The following is a 20470-nucleotide window of genomic DNA, read 5'->3' as shown; positions in this document are numbered from 1 at the left end:
TTTGAAAGAGATAGCCCTAGGAAACATCCATGTGGGGACGGTCGAGCAGCATCCAAAAGGGGTGCACGGGAGCGGCCGCTGGAATGACCGACTTGGGGCCGGATTCGGACGGGCAGCTTTTGGAGCGATTCGTCAGACAGCCGCCATCTGGCCTGGAGCGTGCCCGCCAGGCTGTCTCCATCTTAGCGATATTGCTGACGAAGCAGATGGCTCATCGTCATATCTATCCGGAGCTGTATTTATTCCCCCGCTTGCGCGGAAGCCACCCCCCGCGGCTTCCGCAAAGCCGCGGGGGCTTTTCGAAGACGGGTTCGAGCGCTCCTATTTCTCGGCGTCCGAAATCCAACCTTTCCAACGGCCTTCGTTGCTTGAAATCCATGTGTCGGCCACCGCATTAAGCTTCTGACCAGCATCGACCGCGTGCGCGAGCGCCATATCCTCGTCATTGTCGATCCTGAAGTTCTTAAGGATCTTATAGGCCTTCGGCCATTTATCCTTCATGCCGGGCCAAGCTGCGACTGCGACCTTGACGTCCTCCCAGCCGCAGTCGAACGCCGCATCGGGGTTCAAACCCCATTTAGGGTCCGTCTCGCATTCGGCTGACCATGCCGGAGCTTCGACCCGCTTCAGTTTGAGTTCGGCAAAGATCGGATGAGGCCACCACAGGTAGACGAGAACGGGCACTTTCGATGCCACCGAGGACCGCAGTGCTGCGAGCATCGCACCCTCGCTTCCGCCGGACACCGGCTTGAAGTCGAGACCCAATGCCGTTACCCGTTCTAGCGTGTACTTGTTTCCCCACTCGGGCGGATAGTCGATCAGCTGGCCCTGGGGGAGGGTTTCGGGTGTGGCAAAGATGCTAGCGCAACCCTTTAGAGCCTCCCAGTTTGGCAGGCCCGGGCACAGCTTCTCCACGTATTCGGGGTAGATCCATCCACCACCTCCGAGGAGCCCATTCTCTCCAACCACTTCAATTTCGCCGGACTTTGTCATTTTGGCGAAACCTTCGCCGGCGTTGTTTCCCCAAATCTCCATCGAGGCAGTCAGCTCGCCAGAAGCGAGGGCGGTCAACTGGGTTGTATAGCCGGCGGTTACATACTCGACATTGTAGCCAGCCTTCGTGAGAATGCGGCCTGCAATCTGGGTGAGGACGTTCTGGCTCGTCCACTCATTCATTGCGAACCTGATAGGATCTGTGTTCTCAATGGGTTCAGCAGCGGCGACGTGCGCCGACAGGAGTAGTGGGGCAGTCATTGCGGCGGCGCAGTAGGCTGCTACGCGGCGACTTTTGTGGATTGCTGAAAACAAAGTCGTGGCTCCCGTTCTTTTGAAGTGAGTGCTTCGTTCTTTGAAGTGAGTGCTTTTTTTCACGCTGAAAGAACCTCACCCATCGGACACAGTTGCATGGTGGCATCGATAGTAAAATTGACCCTTTAGGGTCAGGCGGCATGGTGCTGTTGGAGGGGGCGAAGCGCCATTCGCCAGACCGCGCGAGTTGGCAATTGAACGTCTGGGAGCGTTAGACGAACCACGACTGCAGTTGCCCGAAGCGATTGATCGTCTCTTGTTCCAGGACCACCAGCGGTGGTGTAGCGTGTCCACTATTACGCTCAGGAACCGTCCCAGGCCAGCAGTTGCGCCGCAATCAATTTCCCTGCGCCAGGAGAGCAGAGAGCATCGTATCAAAGGAGAGTGCAGCCACAACTCGGCCAGGATCCAAATTGCTGTCGTAGTATCTGACATCGAGCTTGACGGTTTCGGTAAGCTGTTTTGACACGCCGATATCCCAACCGATCTTGGTCTTGGGATATATAAAGTCCTTAGAACCGAGGTCTGAGCCAAATTTCCCTGACAGGCTGAGGTCCCACGGAAGTCCACTATATCGCGCTTTCAAATCAACCCAGTTTGAGTCGTTGAAGACCTCGCGGAAGAAGTTGCCGCCGACGCTGAGCTTGTCGGTGACGTCATAGTTCAGTTTCGCATACACTTCGCCATAATTTGCGTCATCTTTCCCGTAGAGATACTGGGCATATCCCAGGTCGACGCTAAGTTTGCCGAACGAGTGGCGAAGTCCGCCGTAAACGTCGACTTCAACGTCCTTGCCGTAGAAATCGGGAAAATTGACGTTGGACGCCCACACGCCAGCGTAGACCGTTCCGTAAGAAACCTCCAGATAACCTTGGATTGCAGGTCGGTCGTTCGTCTGAGAAACGCCGCCGGAAGCTATGTAGTTCGTAACGAACGCGGCCCCGACCGCAACGTCGAACGCCGCATCGGATGACGGTACTGACTCAGCCGCAGCATCGGCCGCGACGGCCACCTCGCAGTTCAAACAAGCTATGCAAAATATGAGCGAGAAGTGTTTGAATTTCATCTGTTGTTCCCCAACCTATGACGCGTCTTGTTATGAGCGCAGTCGCGCAATGGACGGATCATTCGGGGAGAGTCGCATTTTAGCATTCATCGTAAATTGGCCCTTTAGGGCCCACGCTCTCGGGAGCTGCCTAGAATTAGGTGCTGCCACGCCTTTGTCGCTCGCCCCTTCCGCAATCCTCGGCGCCAGGTGGGACGCTTGGCGGCAAAAAGTGCAGAGGAAATCAACAAGCATTACACAGCACGGGTAACAGCATCTCTGGCCAAGCCATGGCGCGCCGCCCCGAAACAGGCGGTTGCTGGGCACCACAGCACTTGGCCCTTTCTGGGTCAGCCCCACGCCCTGGGATCCCCGCCCTGCCCCATCCAACGACCTGTTTTTTCAACGCCACCGAACGGGAAGACGTGGAATCCGGCAAAGTTCTGCAATGTCGGCAATGCCGCGACCACATCGCGTACAAATTCGTTTGGAACGTAAGGCCTTGTCAGTGTCCAGACGTTTCGCAGTTGGTTGCGAAGCACTTTGATCGAGTTGCCAACGCCGCAGCTTATTGCAAACTTCAACAGTGTATGCGGGTTGCTTGGGCCGCAAATTCCGACGTGCACCGGAAGATCAATTCCTTGGCACTCAAGCCCGTGCAGCCACTCAACGAGAGACTTTGCGTCAAACAAGAACTGGGTCACCAGTGCGACATCAGCGTCGGTGCTACGTGCAAAATTGGCCTTGCAAAGCAGCGTCGCGTTCAGGGCCGCAGGTGCAATCGATGGATTTCCTTCAGGATGCCCTGCAAAATGCAGTCGTTGGAAGCCATGTTTGTCAAAGAGGCCAGTCCTAACGAGTTCCATAGATTCCGAGAAATTGCCCGAGGGACTATCGTTGTTTCCCCCCAGGACGAGCGCCTGGCTAACTCCCGCCTCCCCCGCCAAGCGGCCAAGCAGACGATCCAGCGCCTGAGCATCCGCCGTCGTTCGAGCCACGATGTGAGGCATCGGCGCCAGCCCCTCTAGCGTAAGACGCTTTGCGGTCTCGACGATCCCATCATCGTCGCCGCCGAGATTGGCGATGTAAACGCGCTGCCCCGCAGGCAGAATGCCGCCAAAACTAGCGACCTTTGCAGCTGTTCTCGGCGTCAGTTCTATGGATGCCTGCCGGATAAGGTCCGGACCACTGTCCAAGACGGCGCCTTCACGCACATTCACAAACGCGATGCTTGCTGCGTCATGCATTCGGTATCCTCCAGATTGGAAATCAGCTTGGCATGCAGCGCCAGAACGGCTGTCGCGCGCGCAATAATCGAGGTGGCCCCCCGCTACTGAGGGATTCGGCTTCGTCTCTTGGCGGCGCGTCGCTCGCACCGGCGCATCACATCTGCCCAAGACGGGGAACGGACAAATCCAAGCGCCAATTCAACGCCCCCTCGAGCCAGCCAGATCAACCTGCCGCAGGCATCGGCCCCACTGGACAGCCCGCGGCCTGACCGGCCTGCCTGCAGCAAATCATCTATTCCTCGGGGCATCTTCATTTCCATAGATCAACGCAACCCCAGCAACAGCCAAGCCAACGTCACGAAAGCGCTGAAGCTTGACCTAGTGGCACGGTTACTTCTCGCCTTTTCAAAAGTGACGGCGTTTGGTTCTAGCTGCGCTGGGGAATATCGCGAGGGACGCTTTGGACTCCAAGTGACCCTTCTGGGCCAACGCGAGGCGGATCAGGCCTGGGATGGAACCACCCGGCTCATTGGATGGCCCGCGCAAACGAGAGGGCGGTCACGCGAATGAGCAGCAACTCCTATGTGCAATGCCGCGAAAGCCACCTTGAATTGCATCAGCATAGATTGGCCAGCAAACGTTCCAGGAAAGCGTCGCAGGCTTCCATCTGCGAGAGCGATATGAATTCGTCCGCCTTGTGAGCCATGGTCATGTCGCCAGGCCCGCATATGTATGTCGGCGCGCCGAGTTCCTGAGCAAACAATCCGGCCTCCGTGCCAAAAGATACTTTATGCGGGCCGTCGGTGTGTGTGAGCTTGCGAAGTAGATTTGCACTTTCGCTATCCGGATCTGCTGATAAAGACGGATACGAATTCGTGATTTCCACGTCGATACGAACCGAACCATCTGGGACACCGTAGGAATGCGCAACGGTGAAAGCTGCCGACCTGATCATGTCGATGAGCAGCTGCTGGTTATCGCCTGGAACATTCCGCACCTCGAATTCCAGCTCACAATGGGATGGAATGACATTAAGGCTCGTTCCGCCCGATATCTTGCCTACGTGGATGGTTGTGTAGGGGACCAGATACTCGCGGTCAGCGTTCACCGACGCGCGCAGAGAGTTCTGCAGCGCCGCCAATGCCGCAATGACTTCGCTCGCCATGGCGATCGCGTTCACGCCGGAGTTAGGGTCGCTTGAGTGCCCTGGAACGCCATGGCAAATGACCTTGCCCATGCACTTACCTTTATGTGCAACGACGACAGCCATATTGGTTGGCTCGCCAATGACGCAAAGCGCGGGAAGCGGGATCGCATCTTTGAGTTTCGGCAGCATGTGCCGAACACCTACGCAACCAACTTCCTCGTCATGGCTAAGTGCGATGTGAAGCGGCCTCTTCAGCTCGAGGCTGCTGGCTAGGGCGACCAGACGAAGGGCGCAGGCGACAAAACCCTTCATGTCCACGGTTCCGCGGCCGATGGCTAGGGTGCCGTCGAGCTTCAGAACAAAAGGATCGCTAGTCCAGCTTTGGTCTGCGACGGGCACGACGTCCGTATGTCCTGAAAGCAGTATTCCCGCGCAATCCAATGGACCAACTGTCGCAAACAGGTTGGCCTTTTGCCCGGTGCATGTCAGGATTCGGGTACTGGAGACACCCCAAGAAGCCAGGTAGTTTTCAACATAGTCAATCAGTGGGATGTTGGTTTCACTACTGATTGTCGGAAAGGAAACAAGCCTGCTTAGAATTGACAGGCTGCTGGGCGCGTCTGCAATCAACTTCATTCTCCTCATACCCGACCGATCGGGCACCAAGCTGTGGCTTTCGCCACAGCTGATAAGGTGCTGCAGTTTTCACTGCTTTGTTTGTGCGACCCATCGCGCTTCGCGCCCAGGTAGGTGCGACCGGGCAGGTCTTGCGATCGAGGGGCGCGCCATGTGGCCGCGCGTACGATGTCGAAAACCCGTCACAAAGATAATAGTCGTTTTGGATCCGGGCTTCGGAAAATCCAAAAGTCGGCTCTTCCGTGCCAGCTGGCGACCACAGGCGCCTATTGAGAGGCGTTGCGTAATAAAAAGCTATGCAAACATCGGAAATTCATCGGTTTTAACTTTTTAGTTTCGGGCGCAAGGTTCGTCAACAAGCAGATCGAGCGCTCCATTATTCGACGCAGCCGAGGTAATCATGACATTCAGTATTGTAGCTCGTTGCGCATCGAGTGGCATGTTTGGCGCTGCAGTTTCATCTTCGTCGCCGGCTGTGGCGGCACGCTGCGCCTTTGCTCGATCGGGCATAGGCGCATTCGTGACGCAGAACTTTACCGACCCTTCTCTAGGCCAGCGTGGCCTTGAATTGATGCAGAGAGGCGCAACTGCAGCTCAGGCCATCGATATCGTGTCAGCAACGGCAGAATATTCCAGCTACCGTCAGCTTGCAGCCATCGGCCCTGAGGGGGCCGGAGGGACTTTCACGGGCACTCAATGCATGCCGACGACGGCTTTTGCGACTGGCATACATTCTGCCGCCGTGGGAAACCTGCTGGCTTCAGACAGGGTGCCAGCGGCGATGGTCGCCGCGTTCGAGGCTGCCTCAGGGCATATTGGCGGCCGCTTGGTCGCAGCTATGCATGCGGGCCTAGATGCCGGTGGTGAGACGGACAACGTCCGCTCTGCAGGGCTTGTCGTTGTTCACAATTTGCCCTGGGCGATCGCCGATCTGCGTGTCGATTGGTCAGAAACGTGTCCTATCCAAGCTCTGGATGACCTTTGGAAAGTCTGGGAGCCGCGGATGCCGATATACCTAGAACGCGCGCTGCGCCCTGCAGAGGCACCCGTCAAAGATGTGGTGTGAGCCTAGCTGACAATTCAGTTTCAAGCCTGTTCACGATGCGCAGCGGTACTCAATACTTTCGGAGCGGAAATGACCATTGCAGAACATTGCCTCTCCGAAATTTCGTCCAATGAACTGATCAGCATCGCAAGCGATCTCGTCGCCATCCCAAGCTTCAAGGGCGAAGAAACGCCAATGGCGAAACACCTTTGTGCGTGGTGCTCGGAGCGAGGCTACAGCGTCGAAATGGACGAGGTCGATCCCGGCCGTTTCCAGGTGGTCGCCACCCTGAAAGGCACGGGGGGAGGCCGCAGCCTCATGTTCAATGGCCACACCGACATCAACTCCTTGACGCGCGGATGGACACGCGATCCATGGACGGCCTGGGTCGAAGGCGACAAGCTTTTTGGTCATGGCGTTCAGAACATGAAGGGCGGCCTTGCCTGCATCATGATGGCCGCAGAAGCGGTACGCAGGGCCAAGGTCCCATTGAGCGGAGATTTGATGCTGGCATTTGTGGTCGGCGAGACCCAAGGCGGCGAAGGTATGCACCACTTGATGAAACGCGGCGTGCGTACGGACATGGCGGTCATTACCGAGCCGTTTGGGTCTTCAAACATCGCCACTATTCACAGTGGTATCGTCCATTTTGCAATTCACGTCCTCGGCCGATCGGGGCATCTCAGCCGCCGCGAGAACACGATCCATGCGGTGAACAAGATGACCTCGGTGCTGAACAAGCTGGATCAGATTCAGTTCAGCTGCGCGCCCTACCCCCAACTACCGGCGCTCCCACGGCTCAATGTCGGCAGCATTATTGGTGGGCGTGGACCGGAATATCTGTCTGAGCCTCCGTACATTCCAGACTACTGCACGATCGTGGTGGACGTGCACTTTGTTCCCGGACAGACCGTCAACGATGTCATCGGCGATGTCAGGGCGGTGCTTGAAGGCATCAAGGCCAACGATCCGGACTTTGTTTATGAAATCGAAATGCCACCCCCCGCGACCATCAAGGGTCGCCGGCGCCTGGTAATGAACCCTGTCGACTTGCCCGTTGATGAAGAAATCGTCCAAGTCCTTTCCAAGAGCTACACCGACGTTACAGGCGAAAGGATCTCCCACGTTGGGGCTGTTTTGCCGACATCCTATTCGGCCTGCGACACGTCGTGGCTGTGCGAAGCAGGGATCCCGGCGGTAAACTACGGGCCACTCACGGGCTTCCAGTCAGCGGGACAGGAAGGTGCGTATGCAATCATCAGCGAAATGGAAACCGTGACAAAGGTCCTCGCTCTTGCGGCTTGCAACATTTGTCAGCCCAGCACGCCCATCGCTTGTTAGGATAAACTTGGCCAACGATCGACAATGCCTCGCAACTGAACCTGACTGTAGGCAGCGTTTCCCGTATCGACGGACGTCACGTCAACCTAACGTTCCGCCAATCATGCCCGGGATGGAGGCTTCTGAGATGCATGCTCGGCAATGGTCCTGGAATACACTGATCAGACGGGATGCTGGCAATTCGCCCAGAATCGCTGTGCCTAGGACCATTGGTTGATGGTCTCCAGAAAGTCGAACGTGAACGACCCGGCGGCCGTCCAAGGCCAAATCTGAACGAGGTCGCACATTGGCAAGCGTGTAGCCGTAGCCGTTGGCGACCATCGTCCGGATAACATCTTGATGTTCGGACCGCGTTCCAATTCGCGGCCTCAGACCTTCTTTCATGAACATGGCGAGGAAGTACTCGCGGCTCATTGGTAGATCGAGAAGGAGCAGCGGTTCGTCGACAAGCTCTCGCAAGCTGACTTCTCTCCTTGCAGCCAGAGGATGCTTTTCACCTACAACTACGTGGATAGGCAACTTCGTCAGCGGTGCGAATGATATTTCTTCCGCCATGTAAAGGTCATAGGTGACCGCGATATCAATCTGTGCATCTCGCAGCCCCCCCAGCAATCGCTCCTGGTCTGTTCCAATGTGCTTTATTACAACATCAGGATATGTGGCCGTAAACGAGTGCATAAGCTCAGGCAAGATCATTGGTGCCAAGGTCGTGAGGCACCCGACTACCAGGCTGCCGCGTATTTGTTCATTGACCTCCGACGCGGTCGCATAGAGGCTCTGCGCCTGATCAATCACCCTCTTTGCTTCAACCAACAGAACACGGCCAGCTTTGGTCAAGGAAAGGCCTAGTGCATGGTGGCGTACGAAGAGCTTTCCCCCGATTTCTTGCTCGAGATGGGCAATGGCAGTAGAAATCGAGGGCTGCGAAATATTTATCCGCTCAGACGCCAAGGTGATGCTACCGGCCTCGCCAGCCGCAATGAAATATTCGAGTTGGCGGAATGTGAAACGCATCAAAAGTCATCCTCCCAGCTTGTATGTGGTACCCGCCTTACGATTTAATGTTGCCGGTCGGCTACCATCGGTTTGTCGCCACTGCTCCGAGGTAGCGCGAAGCTCCTTGGGTATGAGCTCGAGCCATTGGCGGCCGACGATTTCGTGCGGCGCGAGGAGATGTCTCATTATGAGAGGTCCTGCAGCGCATCCGCGCCGACAATTTCCGGCGGATCGAACGCCGTCATATCCGGTACGTTGCCTCGGTAGACCTCAACGTCAACCAGACAAGTCAGGGCCGTTGGCCCTTGGGTCAGACTGGACGTGCCAACGTCTTTAGTGAGAATGTTCGGGTTGCCGTGCTTGCACAGGCTTCCCGGCCGACCTGGTTCTTCCGGATCAAACCACGAGCCAGTGCTCATTTGGACCACGCCTGGGCGGATGGCTGTCGACAGCACCGCACCTGCAAGACAGGCACCACGCGAATTGAAAACCCGGACAACGTCACCTTCGCCGATGTTGCGCTCAGCTGCGTCTGCCGGATGAATAGTTATCGGCTCTCGTTCGTGGACCTTCTTTGCACGACTCACCTGGCCGTGGTCCAGCTGCGAATGCAGCTTTGTGGAAGGTTGGTTAGAAATGAGATGAAGGGGAAAAGTCTCGACTTTTCCGAGCCATTCGGACGGCTCAAGCCAAGCGGCGTGTCCAAGGCAGTTCTGGTAATCATACGAGGCGATGACATCCGAGAAGATCTCGATGCGACCAGTCGGGGTCGTGAGAGGGTTCCTGACTGGGTCGCTACGGAAGTCCGCCAACATCGACTTGAGTTCCTCGACGCCAGGAATTTCGCACCATCCATGCTGGTCGATCCATTCGAACGTAGGCAATTCTATTCCGACTTCACGAGATATTTCGCGTGTCGTTTCGTAGATCCAATGTTGCCATTCACCGGCGGTACGTCCGTCGGTGAATTCATTTTCAGCATTCATGTGCCTTGCTATCCCGCGAAAAATCTCAAAGTCATCGCGTGCAGCGCCGGCGGGCTTTGCTATCTGTTTCGTCCTGAAGACAAACGGATCTCGCCGCGAAAACACAAGATCATCGCGCTCCAACGCGGTCGTACAAGGCAAGACAATGTCCGAGTGCTTGGCAGTAGCGTTCCAACACCACTCGTTGACAATAATCGTCTCTGGCTTACGCCAGGCGAGCAGCAAGTTGTTCAGATCCTGATGATGATGGAATGGATTGCCGCCAGCCCAGTATACGACCCGCACATCCGGGTACTGATAGCTACCGCCATTGTAGTCGAACCAATCACCGGGATTGAGCAGCATGTCAGCAATGCGAGCGACCGGGATGAAATCGCTTACCGGATTGCGGCCCTGTGGCAATGCAGCGGTTGACACGCCGCTGCGCTCATCACCCATGGCATTCTCAGCGCCATAGCCAAACCCAACTCCGCCGCCCGGCAAGCCAATCTGCCCGAGCATGGCGGCCACTGTCACAGCTGCCCAGTACGGTTGCTCTCCACATTCCTGCCGGGTTAATGACCAGCTCAACGAGATCATTGTTCTGCTAGACGCCATACGTCGCGCTAGCTGCAGGATGTCTTGAGCGGGGAAATCGCAAATCGCAGCTGCCCAAGCCGCCGACTTCGGTATGCCGTCTGAAGCGCCAAGGAGATAAGGAACGAACTTTTCGAACCCGCTCGTATATCGCTCGATAAACTTCCAGTCGTAGAGTTTTTCCGTATAGAGCGTATGCGCAATCGCCAGGAGCAACGCTGTGTCAGTGTTCGGACGAATCGGCATCCATTCGCCAAAAAGCTGTTCCTCTAGATCTGATCGCATTGGTCCGATGTTGACGAACTCAACGCCGGCATCGCGCGCGCTGGCCATGTGATGCTTCTGGGTGTGGCGTCCTGCTCCACCCGCGCTGATCTGCGAGAGTCTGAGAGGCATTCCTCCAAAGGCCACGAAAAGCTTCGTGTGGTCGCGTATGATGGGCCAGCTTGTCATGCTGGTCATCAGGTCAAAGAAGTTGCCTAGGATGTAGGGCAATACCACTTCGGCGGCGGCAAAACTGTAGGTATTGACTGATCTCGTATACCCGCCGATGCAGTTGAAGAACCTGTGAATCTGGCTTTGTGCATGGTGGAACCGTCCTGCACTCGACCACCCGTAAGACCCAGCAAAAATCGCAGAATTGCCGTGGGCTTCAATCACCCGGGTCAACTCTGCCGCTACAAGCGTCTCTACAGTATCCCAGGTCACCGCTACGAACGGCTCTGCCCCACGCAATTCCGTTCTCGACCCGGGACCGTCTTCCAGCCAGCTTCGCCGCACCATGGGCAATCGAATTCGGGATTTGTCGTCGAGGGTACCAATCATCCCGTCGCCGATTGGAGACGGATCCATGTCCGCCTCAAAGCCAACCAGCTTGCCGACAGAGCCGTGATCTCGCTTTAGACGATAGGTCCCCCAATGTGCCGCGACAATGGGATCCTCCTTTTCGGCGGACACCTTTCATTCCTTTCCTGGTTGACTAGGTGTATCCAACTGCAAGATTTTTTGGAGCAGTAGATTGTTGATGTCGATATTGGGTATCGTAAGTTCTGCTCAATACTTGATCCACACGGTCTTCAGAGAAGTGTATTTGTCCAGTGCGTGGAGTGAAAGGTCCCGACCGAAGCCGGATTGCTTGACGCCGCCGAAAGGTGTCAGAGGGCTCACCGCATCGACAGTGTTCACCGACACCGTGCCGACCTGGAGTTCACGGGAAAGCCGGTGGGCACGGGACAAGCTGTCCGTCCATAACGAAGCTGCCAGACCGTAGGGACTGTCGTTTGCGATCCTAACCGCTTCGTTCTCGTTATCGAACGGAATGATAGACAGTACGGGCCCGAAAATTTCCTCGACAGCCAATGGATTATCGAGCGCCACGTTGTCGAAGATTGTAGGTTGGACGAAACTGCCACGCCCATTGATTTTGACCTGTTCGCCACCCGCGATGCACCTCGTCGTGCGCTTCCCTTCGTTGACGAAGCGCATTACGTTGGAGGTATGACCGGCGCTGATCATCGCGCCCATCTTTGAAGCAGGATCCAGTGGATCACCGGGCTGCATCGCAGCGGCGCGCTGGACCAGCTTTTCGAGCAATTGGTCCTTTATCTCTCTTTGAACAAGCAGCCGCGAATTTGAGGAGCAGACTTGCCCCTGATTGAAGAAAACGCCCATAGCCGCCATATCCGCTGCGGCGTCCAGATTGCTGCAGTCCGCGAAAATGATGTTTGGACTTTTGCCGCCCGTCTCCAGCCAGACGGGCTTCATGTTGGATTGGCCGGAGTAGCCCATGAAGAGTTTTCCGACATTCGTCGAGCCGGTGAAGGCGAGGCAGTCGACGTCATTATGTCGACCCAGAGCTTGCCCTGCTGTTTCGCCAAGCCCTGGCACGACGTTCAGCACACCATCCGGTAGTCCAGCTTCGGAGGCGAGTTCCGCCAAGCGGAGCGCCGTCAGCGGCGACTGCTCCGCTGGTTTCAGCACGACCGAATTGCCTGCTGCGAGAGCAGGCGCGCATTTCCAGGTGGCCAAATCCAGCGGAAAATTCCACGCGACAACAGCGCCGATCACTCCGAGTGGCTCGCGCCTGACCAGTGCCAGATTTCTTTCTCCCGCCGGGGCGACTTCGTCATAGACCTTGTCGATTGCTTCGGCATACCATTGGAAGATTGCTGCAGAGCTCGGAACATCAATGTTTACGGCATCATTGACGAGCTTGCCGGTATCCAGGGATTCAAGCACCGCGAGCTCGTGCAGATTGTCTCGCAGCAATCCGGCAAGCCGCAGGAGCACTTCTTTTCGGAAGCCAGGTTCTGCACGCGACCAGACGCCACTTTTGAAACTGCGCCTTGCAGAAGCGACGGCCAAGTCGACTTCCTCTGCTCCACACGATGCGATCTCGCTGAGAATCTCATCCGTAGCAGGATTGATATCGACAAACTTCGCTCCCGAACGAGCCGAGACGAACTTTCCATCGATGTAGGCTTTGTCACGGAATTGAACGGACGCGGCTTTGTTCTTCCAGTCGATGAACTTGAGTTCAGTCATCATCATGCCTCGCCTATGAACACCGTTATCTGATCGCGTGCGCCCCCCTCGCTCCGGGAGCGCAAAGAGGACGACACGCGATCGTTTTGTGGAGACTGAATAGGCCAATACTCGTCGTTGAACTGACCAGACGATTTTTGGCCTAATCGTGATGCTCCCTATGCGTTGCGGCTCAGTCGGTAACGAATGGGATCGTTGTGACGGTCGCCAGCACCTTTCCGAGCGGATGATCGACCGTGACCTGCGCACGCTGCTGGATGGACGCGTCCACAAGCGCGATACCCAGCGAGCGGTTCAATGCAAATGAATGGGCTGCCCAACGGACCTCACCGACCTTCGACTTCCCGGACTCAACAGGCCAGAACCACTCGAGCAACGGAATATTGCCCTCGATGAATAGGCCAACGGTCTGACGAGCTGGACCTTCTTCATGGACCTTCCGCAGTGCGTCTCGACCGATGAACTCCTTTTCCAGATGGACCAGCCGGCCGTGCCCGGCTTCATAAGGGTTCATGTTGGAGTTGACGTGATAGCCGGTGTCCGTCACGCCCTTTTCGATGGCGCGGTTGATGTTCGGTCCGATGACCATGATGTCGAACTCGCTACCGGCCTCCAGAATTGCGTTCCACAGGTGCATCGCCTTGTCGCTTGAGAGCGGGAATACTTCGTACCCCAGCCCACCGCTCCAACCCGTGCGAGAGACGATCGCCTCAATGCCGGCGATCGTGTTTTCCATGCACTTGTAGAAGCCAAGACCATCGACGGGCTTGCTGGCGAGCTTGTTCAGGACAGCAAGAGAATTCGGTCCCTGGATCTGGACCGGCGCCACGTCAGGTTCGCACACGGTCACATCGAACTTGCCTTCCATAGCGATGGCTCGCGCCCACAGGGTCAGGTCTACATCGCCGTGCGAAAGCCAGATGACATCGTCGTATGGCTTGAGAAGCACCGGGTCGCAAAGGATGTGACCTTCCGGATCGCAGCATAGCGTGTAGCGACAGTCACCCGTCTTGAGTTTGGAAAGGTCACGGGTCGTGATGTACTGAACCAGCTTCAGCGCATCAGGTCCACGAACTTCAGTCTGGCGCTCGCAACCAACATCCCAAAGCGTGACGCGCTTGGTCAGCGCTTCATACTCCTCTGCCGGCGAATGCTTGTATACGACCGGGAAGAACATGTGGTTGTAGACCATGTAGTGAGCGACACCCGCCTCGACGGTGCCTTCCCAATACGGCGACCGACGTGATGCGGTCGACAAACGTGTCCGCTCCTCCATGCGCAGATTGCGCGTATCAAAATACTCGGAATACCTTTTGATCTTGCCGTCCTCGATCTCCAGGATGAGGGTGAAGCGGAAATCAAGTCGCGAGGGCCGGCCGTCGACGCGTGAAGGAACGCCGATGTTTCTGGCGTAGAACGTGCCTTCGGCGCTGACACCACCCGAGTCTGCGACTACGTTGTCCAGCACGATCCGGATTTCTTCCAGTCCGCGCAATCCGATCCGCATGTTATGCAGGATTTCTTCACGCCCATGGAGGGCAGTGTCGTGCAGTGGAATTTCGTAGAGTGCGTCCTCAGCCCAAATATCTGACATGCCGTCAGCATCGCGCTGCTCAAACAGCGCACAGAATTTCTCAAGCAGTTCCTGGTTCTTCGACATCTTTTTACCCGATTATGAATTTCGAACGAATGACCAAATGCAATCAGCCGGTTGCAAAGATCTTCCCATCCACCCAAGGGCGAATTGCGTAGGTGTCGTAATATGTTGAAATTCTTGCTGCGCCGCTTTTGCCGCGCTCAACCACAATGGAGATTGCGCACGACACTTCTTCTTTTGACGCAGTCCGCCTGAAGCTCATCCGGCCTTCCGAAATGACGAACTGCTCGGTTGCCCTCTTCGAGCGCACCGAAATCGACACGCTGTCCAGGTTTTCGCACATGCGGGCGACACCATTTGCGATTTCCCTGCGTCCAACCAGGCGTTGGCCGGCAAACGGAAATTCAAGCAGTCCCTGCTCGTCAAATAGAGCAGCAACCGCTTCAGCGTTCTTTGCTGAGAACGCGGCGCAGAATTGATTAAGCATTTGATCAACAGACATAGAGCTTCCCGCTGCATTTGTTTGAAGGGATGGATTGAGTATCGCGAGGTTTGCGCCGCGGACCAATGGACCCTTCGGAGCCCATCCATGATGATGTCCTTGTGGAGCTGAGCTGACTTATCGGGACGAGCAACGACCGCGGACTGCAGCGAACGCCCCCGACAGCGTAGGTGCCAATGACGCCGAGGTGCGATCACCTCGAGTGCTCAGCTTTGCGCAAATCCGAATGAGATGAGGCGTGGCGGCCAGGCATTGGTCCCGTGACGCCCTCCTATAGGAATGAGCGAAGGGCTTCGCGTCTGGTTGCTGTTTCTGCCTGAATCGCATGCCGGATGGAGAGGCAAGAACATTCGTAGCGCCAGACTTTGCCAAAGCTGTTGAAGGGGGATGGTCGAAGATCAGCCGCGAGCTTTGCGAGGTTGTTTTAGCTGCGCCTCAACGACGGTGCGTTATCGCTCGATGCGGATGAAAATAGTCTGTCAGGTCCGGTCAGCAGCCATGAAAACAAGCTGCCGATCGCGGAACGCATGTCGTCAGCCATAAGGAAAGAAGGCGAACGTTCCTCTTCAAAGCCCGGGTATAAGACGGCAGCGATCGCCAACGATCGGCCCCAGAATTATCGGATGCGATAGCTGTCTCGCTGTTCTGTCACCACGGACAGATGAACATCAAAATGGGGCGGCCTGATCATGGACCGCCCGCTCAGACGTCTGGCGTTGCTAGTTTGCCTCCGACAGAGTGCCCAGCCTAGTGGATGCGCGTAGAATGCGATCCGCCAGAATGCCTATCAGAGCCATGCAAATACCCGCCAGAAGGCCGATGCCCGGCTGGTTCTTCGACAATGCAACGTAGATTGTCTGGCCAAGGCCAGCGGTTCCCACCAGGGATGCAATTGCGAGCATCGCGAGCGAAAACAGCACGGCCTGGTTAATTCCCAGGAGCAGAACAGGCATGGCGGCAGGTAGCTCAACGTTCAAGAAGACTTGTCGAGGCGTGCATCCGCAGGCAATGGCGGCTTCGCGCTGAACCTCAGGCACCTGCCTAAGCCCCTCTTCAGTGTAACGAACAATCGGTATAATGGAATACGCCACAATGGCCAACAATCCTGTAAAATCTCCAACGCCAAACAGCATAAGGACCGGAATTAGGAAAACAAATAGAGGGATGCTCTGGAAGAAATCACATACAGGTCGAACAATAGGCGCCACGAAGTGGCTTTTAGCGGCCAAAATTCCAATGGGGGTACCGATAAGAATACTTATTATTACTCCAGCTCCGCAAATATAAATTGATATGGAGGCAGATTCCCATTGCCCTGTCAGGAGGATGAAACCCAACACCAGCGCCGCAAAAGCCGCTAGCCTCCTCCCTCCCAGGTGAAATGCCAATGCAGAGACAGCGAATGTCATCACGAACCACGGCAAACCTGTTAGGCCGAAATACAGGGTGGCGCTCGCAAACATAAACCAGAAACTAGCTCGAGTTGAAACCGCGATAGCAAGCAACACCGAAATGCCAAGGAGTGCGACAATCAGATACGCGGCGTTCATCTGGTAATACTGCTGCGTAGCCATTTGGCTACCTGCCAACAGTTTTCCGACCCCGATCTTAAGCGGAAGAAGGAAGTAAAAGAAGAATGTCGCCTTTATTTCGGCGAGCGTGCTCGCGTATTTGGTAATGAAGCCTGACAACCACTCGTCGACGCCTTGCGCGCTGATAGCCCAGCTGTCCGGCCAGCTCACTTCCGGTCGGTAGACCAGGCACCACATTCCAATCAGGACAGTCAGTATCGCAAGCGCCCACCTCAAGAACCGCTCGCGTTGGGGGATCTTGGCGGTAGGTGAAGAATGCGAAATGGCCGCAATAGTGACGCGGTCCAAGGCAACTGCCAGAAGCACGATCACCATACCCGTGACAATGCTGTCGCCAACTCGAGCTTGGCGAATGCTCGAAAGCACCTCCCACCCGATGTCGTTGAAGCCCCCGATAAGGGCCGCGACAATTACCATCGAGAAGGCGGCCATCGTTGTCTGGTTCAACCCGATCATGATTTGCGATCGAGCCGTTGGGACCTCTGCCAGCCAAAGCCTTTGCCAGGGCGTTGCGCCTGCCATGAGCGCAACCTCACTGATGGCAGAAGGAACCATCCGCAAACCCAGCATTGTGTTTCGTATCATCGGCGGTGCAGCGAAGATGACGCTTGCGATCAAACCGACTGAAGGTCCGAAGCCAAAAAATAACAGCAATGGAATGAGGTACGCGAAGGTAGGCATCGTCTGCATGACGTCGAGCGCGGGTTCAATCCACGATCGAAGGAAGGGGCGGCGGTGGCCTAGAACACCAACCCAGAAGCCGATGATAGAGGAGTAAACTATCGCGACCACCGCCAACGCAAGCGTGGTCATGCTTTGTGACCAATACCCGGACGCGATGCAGTACATCAGCACGCCCAGCACAACTACGGCCGGCCCAGTGCCGGCCAGAAAGAAGGCCGCGCTGACCAAGGCAATCAGCGTAAACGGAATGGGCAGTGCCTGAAGCAGCAAGGCGAGCTGCTCGTAGGCAAACGACACGATCTGCCCGACAATCTGTAGAACAGGCTTAAGGACGAGCAGCACAGAAAAGACTGCATCAATCCACCGGCCGACCGGGAGAAGGGTCAAATTTTCAATCTGCGATATTCCGGGAAACTGTTGATGAACGCAGATTAATAATACCAAGATACCCGAGGCAATTGCCCAGTAGTATTCCCTAATTGCTGATCCCATCTTGTTGTTATTTACCAATGAGGGAAAATTGATTGCGCGGTCTGACATCCAATGATCCCAGCTTTTAGTTCTTAGCGAGATGATTGACGATTCGGGAAGCAGTAAGCTGCCCGACCAGCCTTCCATCGGCGTCCACAACAGGGACGCGGTCACGGTCTCGGAAGTGCTCGAAGGCATCCTCTACGGCCATGTCGCAGCTCAACGCTGTCGACAGGTCTGCGGAGACATTCAGATCGCCCGAGAGGCCCTCCATGATGCAGCCCACTTTCTGAACGCGATATCGAGGCACCTCGGCGGTGAAGCGGGCGACGTATTCATTGACTGGATTGAGGACAATATCCTGAGGGGTTCCAATCTGGACAATCAGTCCATCTTTCATGATTGCAATTCGGTCGCCTACGCGCAGGGCTTCCATAATGTCGTGGGTGACAAAAACGATGGTTTTCTTGAGGTCGCGCTGCAGCCGCAGGAATTCTTCCTGCAATTGCCGCCGTATCAATGGATCGAGCGCGCTGAACGGCTCGTCGAGGAGCCAGAGGTCGGGTTCGCTGGCCAGGGAGCGAGCGATGCCCACCCTCTGCTGCTGGCCACCAGAAAGCTCATAAGGGTAGGCATTCTCCTTCCCTGCAAGTCCGACCAAAGCAACCATCTCGAGCGCGCGCTCACGGCGTACGGCGAGTGCCGTTCGCTGTACCTTGAGGGGGAACTCCACATTCTCCACCACAGTCAGATGCGGCAGCAATCCGAAATTCTGAAAGACCATCCCCATCTTGTGGCGCCGAACCTCAACCAGATCGCTTGGCGACATGGAGGAAAGGCATTCGCCATCGAGACGAATTGTGCCAGCCGACGGTTGGACCAGCTGTGAAATACAACGGAGGACAGTCGACTTTCCGGAACCCGAAAGCCCCATCAGAACCAGGATCTCACCGACGTTCACGTCGAATGAGACATCGGCGGCAGCGATTATCGCACCGCTCTCCCGGAGCTTGCGGATGTCGTCAGGCTGCACCCGGCCTTGTCTTACAAGGCCGGAATATGCCTCTGGACGAGACCCGTATACTTTCCAGACGTTTTTGCATTCTAGTTTTGGCATGCCAATTACCCGTTTGACGCGGTACGACCGAAGTTACAATTGCCTGACAGCATGTTCGTCAGAGCCTCGAACGAGGCCCTTGCAGACGGCGATGGGCTATTTGCTCGCATGATCAAGCCATGCTCGCCATTGTGTTGCGTGCTTGGTCATCCATTCATCAGCAACAGCACCGAGCTTCGCGCCGTTTTCAACTTCGTGTGCGAGGCGCATGTCTTCGTCATTGTCGATCCGAAACTGCTCCAGGATCTCGTATGCCCTTGGCCACTTGTCTTTCATGCCAGGCCAGGCAGCAATCACGATAGCATTAGGACGCTCGTCGCAATCGTACGTCGCTGAAGGATTTATTCCCCACGACGGATCTGTCTCGCATTCCGCAGCCCACGCGGGCATCTCGACGTGGGCGAGCTCCAACTCGGCGAATATCGGATGTGGCCACCAAAAATACGCCAGGACTGGTTTCTTTGCCGCAATCGACGAACGTAGTGCGGCGGTGATTGCCCCCTCACTACCACCTGATACGGACTTGAAGTCGAGGCCGAATGCGGTGAAACGTTCCGCGCTATAGGTATTTCCCCAGTCTGGCGGGAAATCGATCAGTTGGCCTTGAGGGTACGTTTCAATAGTCGAGAATACGCCACTGCAATCCTTGAGCGCTTCCCATTTTGGAAGACCGGGGCACAGCCCTTCAGCAAATTTTGGATATACCCAGCCTCCCTTTCCTTCGAGTCCGGTAGGACCGACAATCGTAATTTTGCCCTCGTCCACCAGTTGCTCGAACGCAGGCCCCGAATTGACCGTCCAGATTTCCATTGCGACCGTCAGCTCGCCGGCCGACAAAGGCGTCAGTTGCGTGTTGGAGCCTGCGGTTACGTACTCAACCACATATCCAGCTTTGCTGAGCAAGCGGCCGGCGACCTGAGCCAGAATGTTCTGACTAGTCCATTCGTTCATTGCCATTTTGATCGGGTCCGTGCTCCCCATTTCCGCCGCCACGGCGTATTCAGGGAGGGCAATGGCGCACAGAAGCGCGGCAGCATGAAAGTTTCTTCGCGAACCAAGAGTCATAGCGTGTTCCCATCGCGGTTATTGTTATTGACGGCAGCCATGGCCGCAGTACCCGAATTGTTGCCGTTCACCAACCTAACGCAATTGGCCCTGCAGGGCTAAGAGCCTGTTGAGAGCGTCGCTCGGAATTGCGTGGGAGCGAAGGCGTCGCAAAGTGACATCAATCCCGACTTCTGCCCGTCGATCTTGGCCCCACCATCACCAACGAGACACTGCCACCTTATTACCTAGCCGTGGGCTTTCTCGAGGTAATCCAACGCCCCGCCGCGCAGAATATTGCGCCTTGGCTGAGCTTCAAAGTCAGACGAATTTGATGACGGCAAGCGGCCACTGGCAACGAATCTACCCTGATCGGAGAGGTCGTCGGCGACATGTCGGTCAATACACGGCTTCGAGTATCATCTGACGCCGCCGCTATGTCGACAGCGACCGCGATATGGCGCTTACGAACGACAATCGTCTGGCGCCATTGAAAATCCGCTTGACACCAGGGAGCCGTGCTTGGCCGTCCGCGAGAAGTACCTGTATGCGGGCTCGCTCGGTCCCTGGTTGCGGTTTGCCGCCGTTTTCGAAGGGCTCCAATGCCCGC

At 56.1% G+C, this 20470-nt stretch carries 14 protein-coding genes; 2 read left to right on the top strand and 12 right to left on the bottom strand.

All coding sequences use genetic code 11. The annotated features are described in order from the left end of the window. Positions 1–321 precede the first annotated feature (321 nt). From J1C56_RS29440 to argE, 4 genes are all read right to left on the bottom strand, one after another. Positions 322–1308 (bottom strand): ABC transporter substrate-binding protein, encoded by a 987-nt coding sequence (locus J1C56_RS29440; protein WP_214393491.1) that lies wholly within the window; start codon positions 1306–1308, stop codon positions 322–324. Between the two features lie 337 nt (positions 1309–1645). Continuing rightward, positions 1646–2374, bottom strand: coding sequence for a TorF family putative porin (locus J1C56_RS29435; RefSeq protein ID WP_214393490.1), 729 nt, complete (start codon positions 2372–2374; stop codon positions 1646–1648). 329 nt (positions 2375–2703) lie between these two features. Continuing rightward, positions 2704–3600 carry a methylenetetrahydrofolate reductase gene (locus tag J1C56_RS29430; RefSeq protein WP_214393489.1) on the bottom strand — a complete coding sequence of 299 codons (897 nt, stop codon included), beginning with the start codon at positions 3598–3600 and terminating at the stop codon, positions 2704–2706. A 598-nt stretch (positions 3601–4198) separates the two neighbouring features. After that, positions 4199–5365, bottom strand: coding sequence for an acetylornithine deacetylase (argE, locus tag J1C56_RS29425; RefSeq protein WP_214393488.1), 1167 nt, complete (start codon positions 5363–5365; stop codon positions 4199–4201). Between the two features lie 400 nt (positions 5366–5765). On the opposite strand from argE, the gene J1C56_RS29420 reads away from it, so the two are divergent. Continuing rightward, positions 5766–6431, top strand: a complete 666-nt coding sequence (locus J1C56_RS29420) for a DUF1028 domain-containing protein (protein ID WP_214393487.1) — start codon at positions 5766–5768, stop codon at positions 6429–6431. A gap of 69 nt (positions 6432–6500) precedes the next feature. Next, positions 6501–7751: a M20 family metallopeptidase gene (locus J1C56_RS29415; protein WP_214393486.1), complete on the top strand. Its 1251-nt coding sequence runs from the start codon at positions 6501–6503 to the stop codon at positions 7749–7751. Positions 7752–7832: 81 nt separating this feature from the next. On the opposite strand, the gene J1C56_RS29410 is transcribed toward J1C56_RS29415, so the two are convergent. From J1C56_RS29410 to J1C56_RS29375, 8 genes are all read right to left on the bottom strand, one after another. Continuing rightward, positions 7833–8765, bottom strand: a complete 933-nt coding sequence (locus J1C56_RS29410; protein ID WP_214393485.1) for a LysR family transcriptional regulator — start codon at positions 8763–8765, stop codon at positions 7833–7835. A 167-nt stretch (positions 8766–8932) separates the two neighbouring features. Further along, on the bottom strand, positions 8933–11266 hold the full coding sequence (locus tag J1C56_RS29405) for a molybdopterin-dependent oxidoreductase (RefSeq protein ID WP_338001528.1): 2334 nt from the start codon (positions 11264–11266) through the stop codon (positions 8933–8935). 96 nt (positions 11267–11362) lie between these two features. Next, positions 11363–12853 (bottom strand): aldehyde dehydrogenase, encoded by a 1491-nt coding sequence (locus tag J1C56_RS29400; RefSeq protein WP_214393484.1) that lies wholly within the window; start codon positions 12851–12853, stop codon positions 11363–11365. 172 nt (positions 12854–13025) lie between these two features. Continuing rightward, complete coding sequence (locus J1C56_RS29395) at positions 13026–14513, bottom strand: nuclear transport factor 2 family protein (protein WP_214393483.1); 1488 nt, start codon at positions 14511–14513, stop codon at positions 13026–13028. A gap of 43 nt (positions 14514–14556) precedes the next feature. Next, the gene (locus tag J1C56_RS29390; RefSeq protein WP_214393482.1) at positions 14557–14952 is read right to left on the bottom strand and encodes a nuclear transport factor 2 family protein; all 396 of its coding nucleotides are present in this window, start codon (positions 14950–14952) and stop codon (positions 14557–14559) included. A 719-nt stretch (positions 14953–15671) separates the two neighbouring features. Beyond that, positions 15672–17768 carry an ABC transporter permease gene (locus tag J1C56_RS29385; protein ID WP_214393481.1) on the bottom strand — a complete coding sequence of 699 codons (2097 nt, stop codon included), beginning with the start codon at positions 17766–17768 and terminating at the stop codon, positions 15672–15674. A gap of 16 nt (positions 17769–17784) precedes the next feature. Continuing rightward, positions 17785–18732, bottom strand: a complete 948-nt coding sequence (locus J1C56_RS29380; protein ID WP_338001527.1) for a betaine/proline/choline family ABC transporter ATP-binding protein — start codon at positions 18730–18732, stop codon at positions 17785–17787. A 180-nt stretch (positions 18733–18912) separates the two neighbouring features. Next, complete coding sequence (locus J1C56_RS29375) at positions 18913–19881, bottom strand: ABC transporter substrate-binding protein (RefSeq protein ID WP_214393479.1); 969 nt, start codon at positions 19879–19881, stop codon at positions 18913–18915. Positions 19882–20470: the final 589 nt, after the last annotated feature.

Origin of the sequence: Aminobacter anthyllidis (assembly GCF_018555685.1) — a bacterium.
Taxonomy (GTDB): Bacteria; Pseudomonadota; Alphaproteobacteria; order Rhizobiales; family Rhizobiaceae; genus Aminobacter; species Aminobacter anthyllidis.
The sequence above is the reverse complement of the archived record's forward strand: the minus strand, read 5'-3'. Positions and strand labels throughout refer to the sequence as shown.